Source organism: Bacillus sp. VT 712, from assembly GCF_001614195.1.
Taxonomy (GTDB): Bacteria; Bacillota; Bacilli; order Bacillales; family Bacillaceae_H; genus Priestia; species Priestia flexa.
In genome coordinates this window covers 1-15,646 of record NZ_LWBK01000059.1, presented here as the reverse complement: position 1 = coordinate 15,646, position 15,646 = coordinate 1, and the positions used below count along the sequence as shown (strand labels likewise).

The 15,646-nt window shown below is 38.2% G+C and carries 11 protein-coding genes, 9 tRNA genes, 2 rRNA genes and 3 pseudogenes; 21 read left to right on the top strand and 4 right to left on the bottom strand.

Features of this window, described 5'->3' with window-relative positions:
- The 12 genes from A2U94_RS18975 to rocF all read left to right on the top strand — a co-directional run.
- Positions 1-215: ribosomal RNA gene (locus tag A2U94_RS18975) — 23S ribosomal RNA — on the top strand; the annotation flags it as partial.
- Between the two features lie 101 nt (positions 216-316).
- Positions 317-432 (top strand): 5S ribosomal RNA (gene rrf, locus A2U94_RS18970).
- 10 nt (positions 433-442) lie between these two features.
- Positions 443-517 (top strand) — tRNA-Asn (locus tag A2U94_RS18965).
- A 5-nt stretch (positions 518-522) separates the two neighbouring features.
- Positions 523-597 (top strand) — tRNA-Glu (locus A2U94_RS18960).
- Positions 598-619: 22 nt separating this feature from the next.
- Positions 620-695: transfer RNA gene (locus A2U94_RS18955), tRNA-Val, on the top strand.
- Between the two features lie 10 nt (positions 696-705).
- Positions 706-781, top strand: a tRNA-Thr gene (locus A2U94_RS18950).
- Positions 782-790: 9 nt separating this feature from the next.
- Positions 791-874, top strand: a tRNA-Tyr gene (locus A2U94_RS18945).
- 6 nt (positions 875-880) lie between these two features.
- Positions 881-955 (top strand) — tRNA-Gln (locus A2U94_RS18940).
- A 4-nt stretch (positions 956-959) separates the two neighbouring features.
- Positions 960-1,032: transfer RNA gene (locus tag A2U94_RS18935), tRNA-Lys, on the top strand.
- Between the two features lie 9 nt (positions 1,033-1,041).
- A tRNA-Gly gene (locus tag A2U94_RS18930) sits at positions 1,042-1,116 on the top strand.
- 22 nt (positions 1,117-1,138) lie between these two features.
- Positions 1,139-1,214, top strand: a tRNA-Ala gene (locus A2U94_RS18925).
- A gap of 151 nt (positions 1,215-1,365) precedes the next feature.
- Entirely contained in the window at positions 1,366-2,265 is a 900-nt protein-coding gene (gene rocF / locus A2U94_RS18920) for an arginase (protein ID WP_025911471.1), read from the top strand.
- A gap of 38 nt (positions 2,266-2,303) precedes the next feature.
- On the opposite strand, the gene A2U94_RS20940 is transcribed toward rocF, so the two are convergent.
- The gene (locus A2U94_RS20940) at positions 2,304-2,453 is read right to left on the bottom strand and encodes an aspartyl-phosphate phosphatase Spo0E family protein (protein ID WP_100346476.1); all 150 of its coding nucleotides are present in this window, start codon (positions 2,451-2,453) and stop codon (positions 2,304-2,306) included.
- 168 nt (positions 2,454-2,621) lie between these two features.
- Between A2U94_RS20940 and sigW the strand changes: the two genes are divergently transcribed.
- From sigW to A2U94_RS18885, 7 genes and pseudogenes are all read left to right on the top strand, one after another.
- Positions 2,622-3,185 carry an RNA polymerase sigma factor SigW gene (gene sigW / locus A2U94_RS18915; protein WP_025911472.1) on the top strand — a complete coding sequence of 188 codons (564 nt, stop codon included), beginning with the start codon at positions 2,622-2,624 and terminating at the stop codon, positions 3,183-3,185.
- A 12-nt stretch (positions 3,186-3,197) separates the two neighbouring features.
- Complete coding sequence (locus A2U94_RS18910) at positions 3,198-3,815, top strand: anti-sigma factor family protein (protein ID WP_025911473.1); 618 nt, start codon at positions 3,198-3,200, stop codon at positions 3,813-3,815.
- Positions 3,816-4,006: 191 nt separating this feature from the next.
- Entirely contained in the window at positions 4,007-4,828 is an 822-nt protein-coding gene (cdaA, locus tag A2U94_RS18905; RefSeq protein ID WP_025911474.1) for a diadenylate cyclase CdaA, read from the top strand.
- Positions 4,821-6,287: a CdaR family protein gene (locus A2U94_RS18900; RefSeq protein WP_025911475.1), complete on the top strand. Its 1,467-nt coding sequence runs from the start codon at positions 4,821-4,823 to the stop codon at positions 6,285-6,287. Before cdaA ends, A2U94_RS18900 begins: the two co-directional genes overlap by 8 nt.
- 34 nt (positions 6,288-6,321) lie before the next feature.
- Positions 6,322-7,668 (top strand): phosphoglucosamine mutase, encoded by a 1,347-nt coding sequence (gene glmM, locus A2U94_RS18895; protein ID WP_025911477.1) that lies wholly within the window; start codon positions 6,322-6,324, stop codon positions 7,666-7,668.
- Between the two features lie 424 nt (positions 7,669-8,092).
- On the top strand, positions 8,093-9,895 hold the full coding sequence (gene glmS, locus A2U94_RS18890; protein ID WP_025911479.1) for a glutamine--fructose-6-phosphate transaminase (isomerizing): 1,803 nt from the start codon (positions 8,093-8,095) through the stop codon (positions 9,893-9,895).
- Between the two features lie 151 nt (positions 9,896-10,046).
- A pseudogene (locus A2U94_RS18885) lies at positions 10,047-10,472 on the top strand (TnsA endonuclease N-terminal domain-containing protein); the annotation flags it as partial.
- 147 nt (positions 10,473-10,619) lie between these two features.
- Here A2U94_RS18885 and A2U94_RS18880 read toward each other — a convergent pair.
- Positions 10,620-11,267 (bottom strand): DUF4372 domain-containing protein, encoded by a 648-nt coding sequence (locus A2U94_RS18880; protein ID WP_062954761.1) that lies wholly within the window; start codon positions 11,265-11,267, stop codon positions 10,620-10,622.
- 583 nt (positions 11,268-11,850) lie between these two features.
- On the bottom strand, positions 11,851-12,450 hold the full coding sequence (locus tag A2U94_RS18875) for a cupin domain-containing protein (protein WP_231882783.1): 600 nt from the start codon (positions 12,448-12,450) through the stop codon (positions 11,851-11,853).
- A gap of 503 nt (positions 12,451-12,953) precedes the next feature.
- On the opposite strand from A2U94_RS18875, the pseudogene A2U94_RS18870 reads away from it, so the two are divergent.
- Together A2U94_RS18870 and A2U94_RS21975 are read left to right on the top strand one after the other, a co-directional pair.
- Positions 12,954-14,384 (top strand): annotated as a pseudogene (locus tag A2U94_RS18870) (IS4 family transposase).
- Positions 14,385-14,861: 477 nt separating this feature from the next.
- Complete coding sequence (locus tag A2U94_RS21975; protein WP_025911185.1) at positions 14,862-15,377, top strand: hypothetical protein; 516 nt, start codon at positions 14,862-14,864, stop codon at positions 15,375-15,377.
- Between the two features lie 58 nt (positions 15,378-15,435).
- Here A2U94_RS21975 and A2U94_RS21660 read toward each other — a convergent pair.
- Positions 15,436-15,646 (bottom strand): annotated as a pseudogene (locus A2U94_RS21660) (IS701-like element ISPlan1 family transposase); the annotation flags it as partial.

Here is a 15,646-nt window from a genome sequence, read left to right as displayed (position 1 = left end):
GGTGTACCAGTTGTCTTGCCAAAGGCATCGCTGGGTAGCTATGTGTGGACGGGATAAGTGCTGAAAGCATCTAAGCATGAAGCCCCCCTCAAGATGAGATTTCCCATAGCGCAAGCTAGTAAGATCCCTGAAAGATGATCAGGTTGATAGGTCAGAGGTGGAAGCACGGCGACGTGTGTAGCTGACTGATACTAATCGATCGAGGACTTAACCAAATTAGAAAAGCGAAGGCGACTAATTAGGAGCTATAGCTAGACAGTAAACCTAGTACTCAGCAAAATGTTATCTAGTTTTGAGAGAATAATCTCAAAACATGTCTGGTGGCGATAGCAGAGAGGTCACACCCGTTCCCATGCCGAACACGGAAGTTAAGTTCTCTAGCGCCGATGGTAGTTGGGACTTTGTCCCTGTGAGAGTAGGACGTTGCCAGGCTTTATAAGATTCCACAGTAGCTCAGTGGTAGAGCAATCGGCTGTTAACCGATCGGTCGTAGGTTCGAGTCCTACCTGTGGAGCCATTTATGGCCCGTTGGTCAAGTGGTTAAGACACCGCCCTTTCACGGCGGTAACACGGGTTCGAATCCCGTACGGGTCACCACTTAATTTTATACAAGAAATTTGGAGGATTAGCTCAGCTGGGAGAGCACCTGCCTTACAAGCAGGGGGTCGGCGGTTCGATCCCGTCATCCTCCACCATGAACATGTTGCCGGTGTAGCTCAACTGGTAGAGCAACTGACTTGTAATCAGTAGGTTGGGGGTTCAAGTCCTCTTGCCGGCACCATTGTTTTCTGGAGGGGTAGCGAAGTGGCTAAACGCGGCGGACTGTAAATCCGCTCCTTCGGGTTCGGCAGTTCGAATCTGCCCCCCTCCACCATCTTATTGGGCTATAGCCAAGCGGTAAGGCAACGGACTTTGACTCCGTCATGCGTTGGTTCGAATCCAGCTAGCCCAGCCATTAAGAGCCATTAGCTCAGTTGGTAGAGCATCTGACTTTTAATCAGAGGGTCGAAGGTTCGAGTCCTTCATGGCTCACTCTTATATGCGGAAGTAGTTCAGTGGTAGAACACCACCTTGCCAAGGTGGGGGTCGCGAGTTCGAACCTCGTCTTCCGCTCCAATTATTATTATTTCGTTTTGTTGGGGCCTTAGCTCAGCTGGGAGAGCGCCTGCCTTGCACGCAGGAGGTCAGCGGTTCGATCCCGCTAGGCTCCACCAATTACATAAATTATTCACCTCTAAACAACGGTTTAGAGGTTTTTTTGTCTCTTTTTAAGTTGTATATATATTCAGAAAAGTGTTGAGTTGAGCCATCCTTACTTTTAGCTATACAATAGGAGTATGAAAGATAAAAAGGGGAGAAAGAGAAATGAAAAATGTATCAATTATTGGTGTACCAATGGATTTAGGCCAAACACGTCGAGGGGTAGACATGGGGCCAAGTGCGATTCGTTATGCGGGAGTAGTAGAGCGAATTGAAAATATTGGTTATGTGGTTAAGGACGAAGGGAATATTGAAATTGCTCCTGCAGAAAGAGTACATAATGATTTAAAAACAAATTTAAAAAACTTGAAGGCTGTAGCAGATGCTAGTGAACGATTAGCGTCTAAAGTAGATCATGTTATTACAAATGGCAATTTTCCACTTGTACTTGGTGGTGATCATAGTATTGCTATTGGAACGTTAGCCGGTGTTAGCAAGCATTATGAGAATCTTGGAGTTATTTGGTATGACGCACATGGAGATTTAAATACGGCTGACACTTCTCCATCAGGCAACATACATGGAATGCCACTAGCAGCTAGTCTAGGCATTGGGCATCCAACGTTAACAAATATTTTTGGATACATGCCAAAAATTAAGCCTGAAAACATTGTGATTATTGGTGCACGTTCTTTAGATGAAGGAGAAAGAGAATTAATTAAAGAGATTGGCATTAAGGTATACACAATGCATGAAGTTGATAGACTTGGAATGGCACATGTTATGGAAGAGACAATTTCTTACTTGAAAGATAAAACAGATGGAGTACATTTGTCACTCGATTTAGATGGTTTAGACCCTCATGACGCACCTGGAGTAGGAACACCTGTTATTGGAGGAATTAGCTACAGAGAAAGCCATCTAGCTATGGAAATGCTAGCTGAATCTAACGTCGTTACTTCAGCTGAGTTTGTAGAAGTTAATCCCATCTTAGATGAGCGTAATAAAACAGCAACGGTGGCTGTTGCGTTGATGGGTTCTTTATTCGGCGAAAAATTACTATAAAAAAGAATCAGCTCTTGTTGTTGAAAACAAGGGCTGATTTAGTTTGATTGCTTTGTATATTGGTTTAATAGTGTATCTAACTCTGAGCTTAACCTCAGTACCTCTTTAGAACATAGAGATGTTTGTTGTGCAGTATTTAACATCATGTGGCGATGCTCTTCAATTCGTTCCAGTAAATTTTTCTCCATCAGCGACATTCCTCACTTTATAATAGTCTTTTACTTCATAAATATCCCAATTTAAAAAATCTTAAACATAAACATCAAATTTTTGTTAAAATAATTAAGCATGAATGAAACTTTAATTAGAAGTAAACGTATATATACTATCCCGCAATGGGCGGAGGTCACTTTTACATGGAGTTATTATTAAAGCGGAAAATAAAAAAAGTAAAAAAAGGCGATCAAGATGCGTTTGCTGATATTGTAGAATATCATAAAGATAAGCTCTATCAGCTATGCTATCGCATGTTAGGTAATCGTGAAGAAGCGCAAGATGCGGCTCAGGAAGCTTTTATTCGAGCCTATGTTAATATTCACAGTTATGACTCATCCAAGAAATTTTCCACATGGCTATATCGGATTGCAACAAATCTTTGTATTGATAAAATTCGTAAAAAGAAGCCAGATTATTATTTAGATGCAGAAGTAGCTGGAACGGAAGGTCTTAATATGTACTCACAGATTGCTGCAGACCAAGCACTCCCTGAAGATGAATTAGAAAGAGGAGAGCTGCAAGACTTAATTCAATCTGAAATTTTAAAGCTACCTGAGAAATATCGTACAGTTATTGTGCTGAAATATATTGATGAACTTTCTTTGAAAGAAATTAGTGAAATTTTAGAGCTACCGATTGGTACTGTAAAGACAAGAATTCATAGAGGAAGGGAAGCCTTAAGAAACAGACTTCGCCATTTGTAAGGAGTGAAAATAATGAAATGCTCAAGTTCCTATGTAAATCTAATCCATGAATACTTAGATGGAGATCTTACAAAAGAGAATGAACAGTTATTGAAGCAGCATTTACAGGAATGTGATGCATGCCAAGAACATTTTAAACAATTAAAGCGAACCATTGCTTTTGTTCAAAGCACTTCTCATATTGATACACCTATGAACTTTACGGCTAATATTATGGCAGGTCTTCCTAAAGAGAAGAGCGCTGTAAGAATGAATCGTTGGTTTACCAATCACCCATTTTTAACAGCAGCTGCTGTGTTTACGTTGTTAATGTCTGGGGCTACTTTTTCAGCATGGAATACTAACGAAGAGTTTGCAGTCTCTAAGCAGGATAACCTTGTGATTGAAAACAAGACTGTTATTGTACCAGCTGGCGAAGTGGTTAAAGGAGATGTTACTGTACGCAACGGTGATATAAAAGTAGAAGGAAAGGTAGATGGAAATATTACAGTTATTAATGGTGATCAATACCTTGCATCTGCGGGGGAGGTTACCGGTGATATTGAAGAATTAGACCAAATGTTTGAATGGATTTGGTACAATGTAAAGAATGGTGTTAAAGACGCAGTTAACCTGTCAAATAATGAATAAAAACAAGTTCCCTTGACGGTAAAAATAAAGATTTGCTAAAGAATCGTCCCCGGTCATCACGACTATTGGACGATTCTTTTTGTAAATAAAAACCAATTGTTGTTATGTCTAACTAGTAGGGAATTTTAAATTTATGATATAATAAAAAAGTTATGTTTAATTGACTACATATAAATAGAGGAAGTGAGACGATGCCTTTTGGAGAGCTACCGATCTTCGCATATTTAGGAAATATAATCGATGTTCTCCTTGTTTGGTTTGTTATATATAAATTGATAATGGTCATCAGAGGTACGAAAGCTGTACAGTTACTCAAAGGAATAATCGTCATCGTTGTTGTACGCTTTATTAGTAACTTCCTGGGCCTAAACACATTACAATGGTTAATGGATCAAGCCTTAACATGGGGATTTTTAGCAGTTATTATTATTTTCCAACCTGAAGTTCGCAGAGCGTTGGAGCAATTAGGAAGAGGGAGTTTATTTTCTAAAACTAGCCTTCCTGAAGAGGATGAACGCGCATTAACAATTGAAGCTATTACAAAAGCTACGCATTATATGGCAAAGCGTCGTATAGGAGCTTTAATTTCGATTGAGCGAGAAACAGGAATGACTGATTATATTGAAACAGGTATTCCGCTAAATGCCAATGTTTCATCAGAGCTATTGATTAATTTATTTATTCCTAATACGCCATTGCATGATGGAGCCGTTATTTTACAGCGCAATCAAGTTTCAGCTGCAGCTTGCTACTTACCACTTTCCGAAAGCCCCTTCATTTCAAAGGAGCTAGGAACTCGTCACCGAGCAGCTGTTGGTATTAGTGAAGTAACAGATAGTATAACGGTTATAGTATCTGAAGAAACAGGTGGTATTTCTGTGACAAAGAATGGTGAGTTATATCGTGAGTTAACAATTGATACGTTAAAAGAAATGCTTGAGAAAGAGTTGGTTAATACTTCAAGAGCATCTTCTTCAGCTCGTTGGCAATGGAGGTCGAAGAAGAATGGATAGATTATTAAACAATCCTTGGATCATGAAAATAATTGCGCTTCTTTTAGCTTTGATGCTTTATCTATCTGTTAGCATCGATAATCAAGATACAAATACAATCCTTGGCACAAGTAAATCATCAGGAACAGGTACAGAAACCATTACAAATGTTCCTGTGGAAGTCTTCTATGATCAAGATAATATGATTATTAGCGGTGTTCCAGATACGGTTAATGTTACTTTAGAAGGTTCTAAAAGTGCTCTTCAACAAGAAAAGCTAAAGCAAGATTTGGAAGTATATGTGGATTTAAATAACTACGGTTTGGGAGAGCACCAAGTAGAATTACAACACCGAAATATTTCGGATCGTCTGGATGTTAAAATTGATCCGCAAGTCGTAACAGTTAGCATTGAAAATCAACAATCACAAGAATTTCCAGTAGAAGCAAGCTTTGATAAAAACCAGGTAAAAAAAGGTTATAAAGCGGGCTCTGCACAAATTAGTCCAGAGACGGTAACGGTTACTGGAGCTAAGAGTCAGCTATCGCAAGTAGCCTATGTAAAAGCTCTTGTTGAATTAGATAACGTAAGTAAAGATGTAAATGAACAAGCAGAGGTAGTAGCATTTGATAAAAACCTGAATAAGCTAGATGTAGCTATTGAACCAGAAGTAGTTAATGTTACAATCCCAATTGAAAATAGAAGTAAGAAGGTTCCGATTAGCCTTGAGCAAACGGGCACCTTAGGCGAAGGAATTGAAATTACAGATCTTTCTTTAGATAAAGATGAAGTAACCGTTATTGGTGAAAAAGACGTATTAGATTCTATCTCGTCAATTGATAATATCCCAGTCGACGTGACGGGGATTTCCAAAACTTCCGAAGTAAAAGTTGATGTCCCTGTTCCAGAAGGTGCAGATAGCGTTCAGCCTAAGCAAGTTACAGTGAGTGTAAACGTAAAAAAGCTGGATGAAGAAGAGGAAGAAGAAACTGACGCAGAAGAAACCTCTGTAGCCGAAGAAGAGAAAGATGGAAAAAAGTCGTTTGAAAGCTTGTCAGTGTCATTAAATGGTCAAAACTCCAAATATAAATATGAAATTTTATCTCCTAAAAACGGAGCGGTACGAGTTGACCTATCAGGACCACAACAACAGCTAAGAAATGTTACTCGAAGTGATATTGGTATATCTGCCAATGTCGCAAGGTTAACACCTGGTGAGTTTTCGGTTCCTATTTCTTTAACGGTTCCAAGCGGGATTGAAGGCACTCTTTCTACAAAAACGCTACGAGTGAAAGTTAGTGAAAGAAACCCTTCAGATGAAGAAGAACAAAACCCTTCTGAACCACCAGAAGAAGGCGGTAATAATAATCCGGACGAGCCTTCTGATCCGTCTGATAATACCGGATCTAACGAAGAGGATGAAGGTAACGTTGAAAACAATGCAAGTAATGAAGAAAGTGGCTCATCATCCGCAAATTAAATATACACAATGGACATAAAAGGAGAGAAAAAGAATGGGTAAGTATTTTGGAACAGACGGTGTAAGGGGTGTTGCAAACAGTGAATTAACACCTGAGCTTGCATTTAAAATTGGTCGTTTTGGAGGATACGTATTAACAAAAGATACAGAACGACCAAAAGTCCTAATCGGTCGCGATACGCGTGTATCAGGGCATATGTTAGAGGGAGCTTTGGTAGCAGGTCTTCTGTCTATCGGAGCGGAGGTAATGCGCTTGGGTGTAATCTCAACTCCAGGTGTTTCTTACTTAACAAAAGCGCTGGGTGCACAAGCAGGGGTTATGATTTCTGCTTCACACAACCCAGTGCAAGATAACGGAATCAAGTTTTTTGGTCCAGATGGATTCAAGTTATCTGATGCTCAAGAAAATGAAATTGAAGCATTAATTGATAATCCAAAAGATGAGCTACCAAGACCTGTTGGTAAAGATCTTGGACAGGTAAATGACTATTTTGAAGGCGGTCAAAAATATCTTCAGTATCTGAAGCAAACAATCGATGAAGATTTTTCTGGCTTACACGTTGCGCTTGACTGTGCACATGGTGCGACTTCATCTCTAGCAGCACATTTATTTGCAGACTTAGATGCTGATATTTCAACAATGGGTGCATCTCCAAATGGATTAAATATTAACGAAGGTGTTGGTTCTACTCACCCTGAAGCATTATCAGCATTTGTGAAAGAAAAAGGTGCGGACGTAGGATTAGCTTTTGATGGTGACGGCGACCGACTAATTGCAATCGATGAAAATGGTGACATTGTAGATGGCGATCAAATTATGTTCATTTGTGCAAAGTATTTATTTGAACAAGGGCGTTTAAAACATAACACGCTTGTCTCTACGGTTATGAGTAACCTTGGATTCTACAAGGCTCTTGAAGCAAACGGAATTGAAAGTGCTCAGACAGCGGTTGGAGATCGCTACGTGGTAGAAGAGATGAAAGTACATCAATACAATTTAGGTGGAGAGCAATCAGGTCATATTATCTTCCTTGATTATAACACGACAGGAGACGGTATGTTGTCTGCGATTCAGCTTGTAAACATTATGAAGGCAACAAATAAAAAATTATCTGAACTAGCAAACGAAATGACAAAGTTTCCACAGCTGCTTGTAAACGTGAGAGTAACGGATAAACATCACGTAACTGAAAACGAGAAGGTAAAAGAAATAATTACCGAAGTAGAAAAAGAAATGGCTGGAAACGGTCGCGTTCTTGTTCGCCCTTCAGGTACAGAGCCACTTGTGCGCGTAATGGTTGAAGCACCAAGCCAAAATGAGTGTGAGACTTACGTAAACCGCATTGTTGAAGTTGTAAAAGAAGAAATGGGACTAGAGTAGTTCATCATTCTATGCATAAGCAGTGACCACATGAGCTGCTTATGCATATTTTTATATTATGCCAATTGTACAAAGCGGCACGCAAAAAGGCCTGTTTTTACTATTGGTAATAAAGATAATTGACGATTTCTTATGCTTTGTTGTAAGATTAAATCTGTTCGTCTCTAGTTTACAAAAGGAGGGAATGTTAAAAGTAATTTAATATATGTAAAAGCGCCTGAACTAAGTCTGAGACGACAGTGGCTTAGTTGACGAGGAGGAGGTTTATCGAAGTATCGGCGGATGCCTCCCGGTTGTTGATTATCACAATCGAAAGCTTAATGTGAAAAACAAAGGGGTGACTCTTTGGACAAACGCATTAAGAAGATAATCGTTATTGTGAAGAAGGTAACGTTCTTCATTACTTTAAGGAGGATTACAATCTATGTGCGGAATTGTAGGTTATATTGGAACTCAAGATTCAAAGGAAATTTTATTACGTGGTCTTGAAAAATTAGAATATCGTGGATATGACTCAGCGGGTATTGCAGTTGTTAATGACGGTGGCGTACACGTATTCAAAGAAAAAGGACGTATTGCTGAACTACGTCAATCAGTCGATAATAACGTTGTAGCACCAGCTGGTATCGGTCATACGCGCTGGGCAACACACGGTGTTCCAAGCCGTGAAAATGCTCACCCACACCAAAGTCATAACGGTCGCTTTACGCTAGTTCACAACGGAGTTATTGAGAACTACGCAATCTTAAAGCGTGAGTATTTACAAGATGTTGAATTCAAAAGTGAAACGGATACAGAAGTAATCGTTCATTTAATTGAAAAAATTGCAAGTGAAGGATTAGAAGTAGAAGAAGCATTCCGTAAAGCGGTAAGCTTACTACACGGTTCTTATGCACTAGCATTAATTGATAATGAAGATAAAAACACAATTTATGTTGCTAAAAATAAAAGTCCGTTACTTGTTGGTTTAGGTGAAGGCTTTAACGTTGTAGCAAGTGATGCAATGGCGATGCTACAAGTAACAAACCAATATGTAGAGCTAATGGATAAAGAAACAGTAATCGTAACAAAAGAAGCTGTTACAATTAAAACATTAGATGGTGAAGTAGTAGCGCGCGATCCTTACACTGCTGAATTAGATGCAAGTGATATTGAAAAGGGTACGTATCCTCACTACATGCTAAAAGAAATTGATGAGCAGCCTCTAGTAATGCGTAAAATCATTCAGCAATATCAAGGTGCTGACAATGAACTTCATGTTGATGAGGATATTGTAAAAGCAATGAACGACTCTGATCGTGTATATATCGTTGCTTGTGGAACAAGTTACCATGCTGGATTAGTAGGAAAACAATTCATTGAAACTTGGGCGAAAGTTCCAGTTGAAGTCCACGTAGCGAGTGAGTTTTCTTACAACATGCCACTTTTATCTGAAAAACCACTATTCATCTTTATTTCTCAAAGTGGTGAAACTGCAGATAGCCGTGCAGTTCTTGTTCAGATTAAAGAGCTTGGTCACAAAGCATTAACAATTACAAACGTTCCGGGATCAACTCTATCTCGTGAGTCAGATTACACGTTATTATTACACGCTGGTCCAGAGATTGCTGTTGCTTCTACAAAAGCATATACTGCTCAGCTAGCAGTACTTTCAATTTTAGCAGCAGTAACTGCACAAGCACGTGGCATTAAGCTTGATTTTGACTTAATGCAAGAACTAGCGATTGTTGCTAATACAATGGAAGTTCTATGTGACGATAAAGAAGAAATGGAAAGCATCGCTCTTCAATTCTTAGCAACAACGCGTAACGCATTCTTCATCGGACGCTCTGTTGACTATTACGTTGGATTAGAAGGTTCTTTAAAGCTTAAGGAAATCTCTTATATCCAAGCAGAAGGATTTGCTGGTGGAGAGTTAAAGCACGGAACAATTGCGTTAATTGAGAACAATACGCCTGTTATTGCCCTTGCAACACAAGAGCATGTAAACTTAAGCATTCGCGGAAACGTAAAAGAAGTAGTAGCGCGCGGAGCTAATCCTTGCATTATCTCAATGAAGGGCTTAGAAACAGAAGAAGATCGCTATGTAATTCCAAAGGTACACGAAACATTAGCACCTTTAGCAGCGGTTATTCCATTACAATTAATTTCTTACTACGCAGCTCTACACCGTGATTGTGACGTAGATAAACCACGTAACTTAGCTAAGTCTGTTACGGTTGAGTAATAACTGATTAGTTTTTTAGATCATTGTAGATTTTAAATAAAGTTATACCGTTTTAAAAAAAGATGTACCGTTTTGAAAAAAGTCATACTGTTTTTAAAAAAGTTGCACCGTTTCGCCCCTTTGGATTAAACTAATTCAAAGGGGTGTTTTTATGTCTAAAAGAACTAGAACATCTAAAATCGAAAAATGGATTAAAGAAGGTAGAGGTTCAGGTATTGGTTCGGACTACAAACCATGGTTAAACATTCAAGACGTTTCTTCACTTGGAAGGTCTACTCGCTTGAAAGGGATTAAAACAAATCGACAACATGAATTTTTATCTGATTTAGAACGAAACTACTTTTATTTAACTGAATATTCAAATTATATTATCGATATTCGAGAACAATTTCCGTTATTGCCGTTGGAAGAAACAATTGTCATTGCAGATGAGTTAGGTATTAAACATCCAGTTGATCCTAAAACAAATGAGCCAATTGTGATGACAACGGATTTTTTATTAACTGTGGATAAAGGGGAAGGAATAGTAGAAGTAGCACGAACAGTTAAAACGAAAGATGAATTATATAAAAAAAGACACTAGTGTTGCATAAATATTGTCGAAATTTTCAGTCTGATTATCCTCCTTCTTTAGAGCCAAAAAGGTAAATACCTATTCAAAGGTGGCTCCATCCATTTGGGTCTTTTTTACAATTAGACTTGTGCGACAACAACAATTTGCTTATTAAGGGATGGCTTTCCCTTCAATCTTTCGAAGCCAGATATGGGCTGGTTTCCACAATGCAGCCCTTAAATAACGGCTAATTTGTAAGGTTTTTCGCTTACTTCTTGTTTCAAGTTGTACGAGAACATGTAGGCAAAAAACAATCAGGGCGATAAACACTTGGTTTTGAATCGCCCATTCACTTTGACCGTAGAACTTTTTGATGCTGAGATGCTGTTTGATCCATTTAAAGAACATGTACATCTCTGAAATTTCTTCGGCACTCAAATCAAAACGATTGGTAATTAAATGCAGTTCATTTCCTTTTGAATCCATCATTTTTAGAAGACGAAAGTAATTTTCAGCAAGGAAAAGCCTTTGAAATAAATCTGGATTTATACCGTTTAATCGGCGTGAGAGCTGAGAAATACTGATTGAATCAAGATCAATGCCTTTTTGTAGTTGGTCGTCGAAAAGACAATCGCTTAGCTCATGCAAACTTTCGACTTCTTGTAGCTGTGCAAAAAGGAGTAATTTTAGAAATGAGTCTGTTTTTAGTTTTTTCGTATAGTAATCTACTTTCAACGTTTTCACGGTTTCTTCAAAAAGTTGAAGATTTATTGGTGAAAACCATTGTCCAAATGAAGTTTTTCGTGTAATCTTGTCCATGAGTTGGTCCTTTTTTAGTGGATTTGGACGGGTTACCACCTGACTTATCCATTATAAAGGACTTTTTCTTTGCACAAAATAATAAAATTGAACATTTGAGTATTTTTAATAGTGAAAATAAATTAATGCAACACTAATGATATTCAGGTTTTGTAGTATTTAACTCTAAGGAACACATGAATACTCTATACAATTTAATTTACAATTTCGATGTTATTGGTAATAAAAAATGATCTTCGTTTAAGGGCTGTTACAAATACCCCTTTAAGCAAAAAAGAAGATGAATATCTACTAAATGTAGTGTTCATCTTCTTTTTCATTTTACAATATGTTGTGTCCGGTAATGGGATTCTTTAGTTTGTCAACAGCCCGGTTTAGAAAATCCTTTTTACATAATTTTGCTTTGCTGAAGAAGTTTAGATTTTCCTGTACGTTCCCATTCTTCTACTGTTTCATATGCTTTTTTAGGAGAATACCCTTTCCCAACAAGAACTCCCATTAGAATAAATTCTTGAAGAATGTGTGTAGCATTTATTCCTCTTTTAACATCCTCTAACCCTTCTTTTACTAGAAATTCTGTGTACTATACCCATTCATCTGGAGTCCTGCCAAAAACAAATGTATTTCCATTGCCATGATCGGATCCTTCTTCTGCAGTCAATGCATCTGCTTTGGTAACATGAACAGTACCAAATGGATGATTAGGAGGAGCATATATCGAGTAAAGTTTTAGTGGAATATTGCCGGTATTAGTTAGATTATGCCATGTTCCAGCAGGTATCATTACTGCAAAATCATCATAGACATTTCTTTCAAAGTTTAAATTATCTTTCCTCTTGCCCATTTGAACAATTCCCTGGCCCTGTTCAATACGTAAGAATTGATCAACGTCAGGATGTATTTCCAAACCGATATCTTCGCCAACATTGAGACTCATTAAAGTAACTTGTAAATGTGGTCCTGTCCATAAAGCAGTACGATACGTATTGTTTTGCTTCGTTGCTTCATTGATATTAACGACAAATGGCTTTGGCCCATAATCCTTCAATTGGATGTTTCTAAAATAAGGATTTCCGCTGTTATTCGAATAATTATTATTCCAATTATAATAATGTGGATTCCAGTTGTAATACATTGGATTATGCCATTGATGGTGATAGGATGATTTATGGTACATACTCATTCTCCTCTTATGTTTTTATTTCCCTTTTCATCTTATGCAGTTGCCTAATTATAGGTGTACAAAATGGATAATAATGGGCAAATAACAAGGCTAAAAGAAATAATGAATACTCTATACAATTCTAGTTAAGTCGGGTAAGTTAGGGGCATCACTGCCCCTTCCTCCCCTGAGAACCGTACTAGTCCCTTTCAAGACACATCGGCTCAAGCATCCCATTGCAGGTCCATTTGCTGTCGTATCTTCTTCACACACTATAGTGGTAAGTAAAACGTACGCCGACGCTCCGATTGGAGGTATACATAACAGTACGTTTCTATCGCCAAAAGATAGCCGCAATTTTATATGCCTACGAGAGACCAACGAGAAGTCACCTCCCTTTCAGGACTATCATGGGTTTGTCCGTAAGAACGCATACCCATCAAGCTAACGCAATGGATTTTCCCCAAAACGAAAAAAAACGTTATTCTTTTTAGTAAACTACTCGAAAAGGATGGCGTTTTTTTATGGATGTTCAGTTTTCCGAAGAATTACACCTATTTGCACAAGAATTACAACGCTCTTTGTCTCCCATTGCCTTACAAGAAATCGCTAAGAAAGTGGGATTTGTGAAGCGATCGAGTAAGTATCAAGCAAATGAACTGATGGCTCTTTGCGTGTGGCTTAGCCAGGAAGTCGCTCGCACATCGCTTGCACAACTGTGTAGTCGACTAGAAGCTTCAACAGGTGTCCTGATGAGTCAGGAAGGATTGAATCAACGGTTTAATCCAGCAGCCGTTCAGTTTCTTCGTGAGGTGTTTGCTTTACTTCTCACACAGAAACTTTGTGCAACACAATCGCTATCGTCAACGCTCTTCTTGATTTTTAACCGTATTCGGATTTTAGATGCCACAGTGTTTCAGCTACCCGATGCCTTCGTAAGTGATTATCAAGGGTCTGGAGGAAGCAGTAATACGGCAGGTGTAAAGATTCAGCTTGAATATGACTTATTGAGTGGGCAATTTTTACACGTACAGCTAGGACCGGGAAAAGATAATGATAAAACGTATGGCACAACTTGTCTTGAAAGTGTGAAAGCAGGCGATTTCTGTTTACGTGATTTAGGTTATTTTGATTTACGAGATTTACAAACGATTCATGAATTAGGCGCCTTTTCTCTCTCTCGATTAAAGCTAAATACCCGTATTTATGTAAAAAACCCTGAACCAGAATACTTCAAAAACGGCACACTGAAAAAGCAGAGCGAATATATTCAACTTAATATGGCACACATCTTGAACGAACTGGAACCGGGTGAGACCATTGAACTTTCAGAAGCTTATGTTGGGCAAATTCAAAAATTACCGACACGTGTCATCATTCACCGACTAACGAACGAACAAACTAAAACCCGTTTAAACAACCAAGCTGTACGTGAGAAAAAGAAAGGCATTGTCATGAAGGATAAAAGTAAACAGCTGATGGGAATGAACGTTTATATTACGAACACACCACCAAAAGAAGTACCGACAAACGATGTGCATTCATTGTATTCGTTACGTTGGTAGATTGAAATTTTATTTAAAACATGGAAGTCCTTCTTCGAAATAGATGAATGTAAAACCATCAAAAAGGAACGGCTAGAGTGCCATTTATATGGGCAACTCATCGGGATTCTTCTCTGTTCTTCCACCATGTTTCAAATGCGGCAGATCCTGTTGAAAAAGAGAAAACAAGAGCTGAGTGAATACAAATCAATTTATATGATTAAGGACTATTTTCCGTTACTATTTCCAGCAATGGCAGGTGATCTGACTGAACTCGTAACGATTCTCCAACGACTGTATCACCTGTTGAAAAAGAATGGGCGTAAGTGTCATCGGTATCAGAAAAAAACCGTTTTTGACATTCTTGGTATTGTGTATGAGACAGCAGTAAAACAACAACAAGTTGCCTAACGAAAAAATGATAGTTTCATAGGCTTCTTTGTCATGCCGATTTTTCTGATACTCACCGATGTTAGGACAAGGATCATTACATTTTTAATCGTTTCTGTCGTTAGCTTGATGGGTATGCGGCAGGACCCCTATATATACTTCATAATCGATTGAGTTGGCTTTCCTTCAGGTTTTTATCAAGTTCCTCAGCTTACCTGCTCTTTATCTGTTTGTTAAGAACGTTTTAAAAATGCCTGTATACTTTTAACACCGGCCTTGTTTGCAAAGGAAAATTATACTTGCAGAATGCAACATATTTATCCGTTTGGAAAGAAAACAAAATTTATTTTGTTAAATGAGACAAATGCCTAGTCTAGGGACATAAGTGAAACATACCATAGAATTGTAAATTGGTTTTAAAAGGTATTTAACCTCATTTAACACGCGATATTGCTTCTTTTTTTAGAAGTGAAAAAATTTAAAAAGGGTGATAAAAAAATGGAAGCCCAAACGGAAAACTATAAATATTTATTGGGATGGTGTACCGACATTTATGTTCATTGGGAAAGTGTGAAACCGAAGTTCTCAAAACTCTTTGACTTAAGAACTTTAGAGGAATGGGAAGAGACATGGCGTAATTTAATGAGTAAATTACAAAAAAATTTAACAGTAGACTCTGAGGACTTTGAGACAGCTACAAGTCTGTATGAACAGTGGGCGGTGCTATACAAAGAAGCACATCCAAATCTAGAGGGTAATGAATCCGATGAGAGAGAAAATTCGGATCAGGATTTGAAAAGTGAAACATTAATGGCAATAAAGCCTTTTGTTGATTATGGTCTAAAAGAAGTTGCTCTTACTTCCTATGAACATGCGCTAACTGAAATTGCCGCAATGGCCTACCTTCTGGGAAAAGGCTTTGATCAACAAACAGCTTATAAAACCGTTGAATCTTGGGAAGTAAATGAAATGTTCGAAACCGAATATGGAAGATTCAAAATGAATAAATATTAACTGATAATGAGCATTTTTATATACAAATATTTCCATTCGATTAGAAATGATAGGTACCCTATGCCACTTGGAGCTCATTTTTAATTTGCTCAAGTGACGTTCCATTTGTGGTTTCACGATACACAAACTCAATGATACTGCCGATTTTTTGTTTTCTTATGCACTGAATGGCTAGGTTAAAGGCAGCCTTTCTAAGGTACATCGCAAAAACATAGGTGAACTGGACAATGGTCCAAAAACGCTTAATCGCTCGTTCACTCCGGACTTGA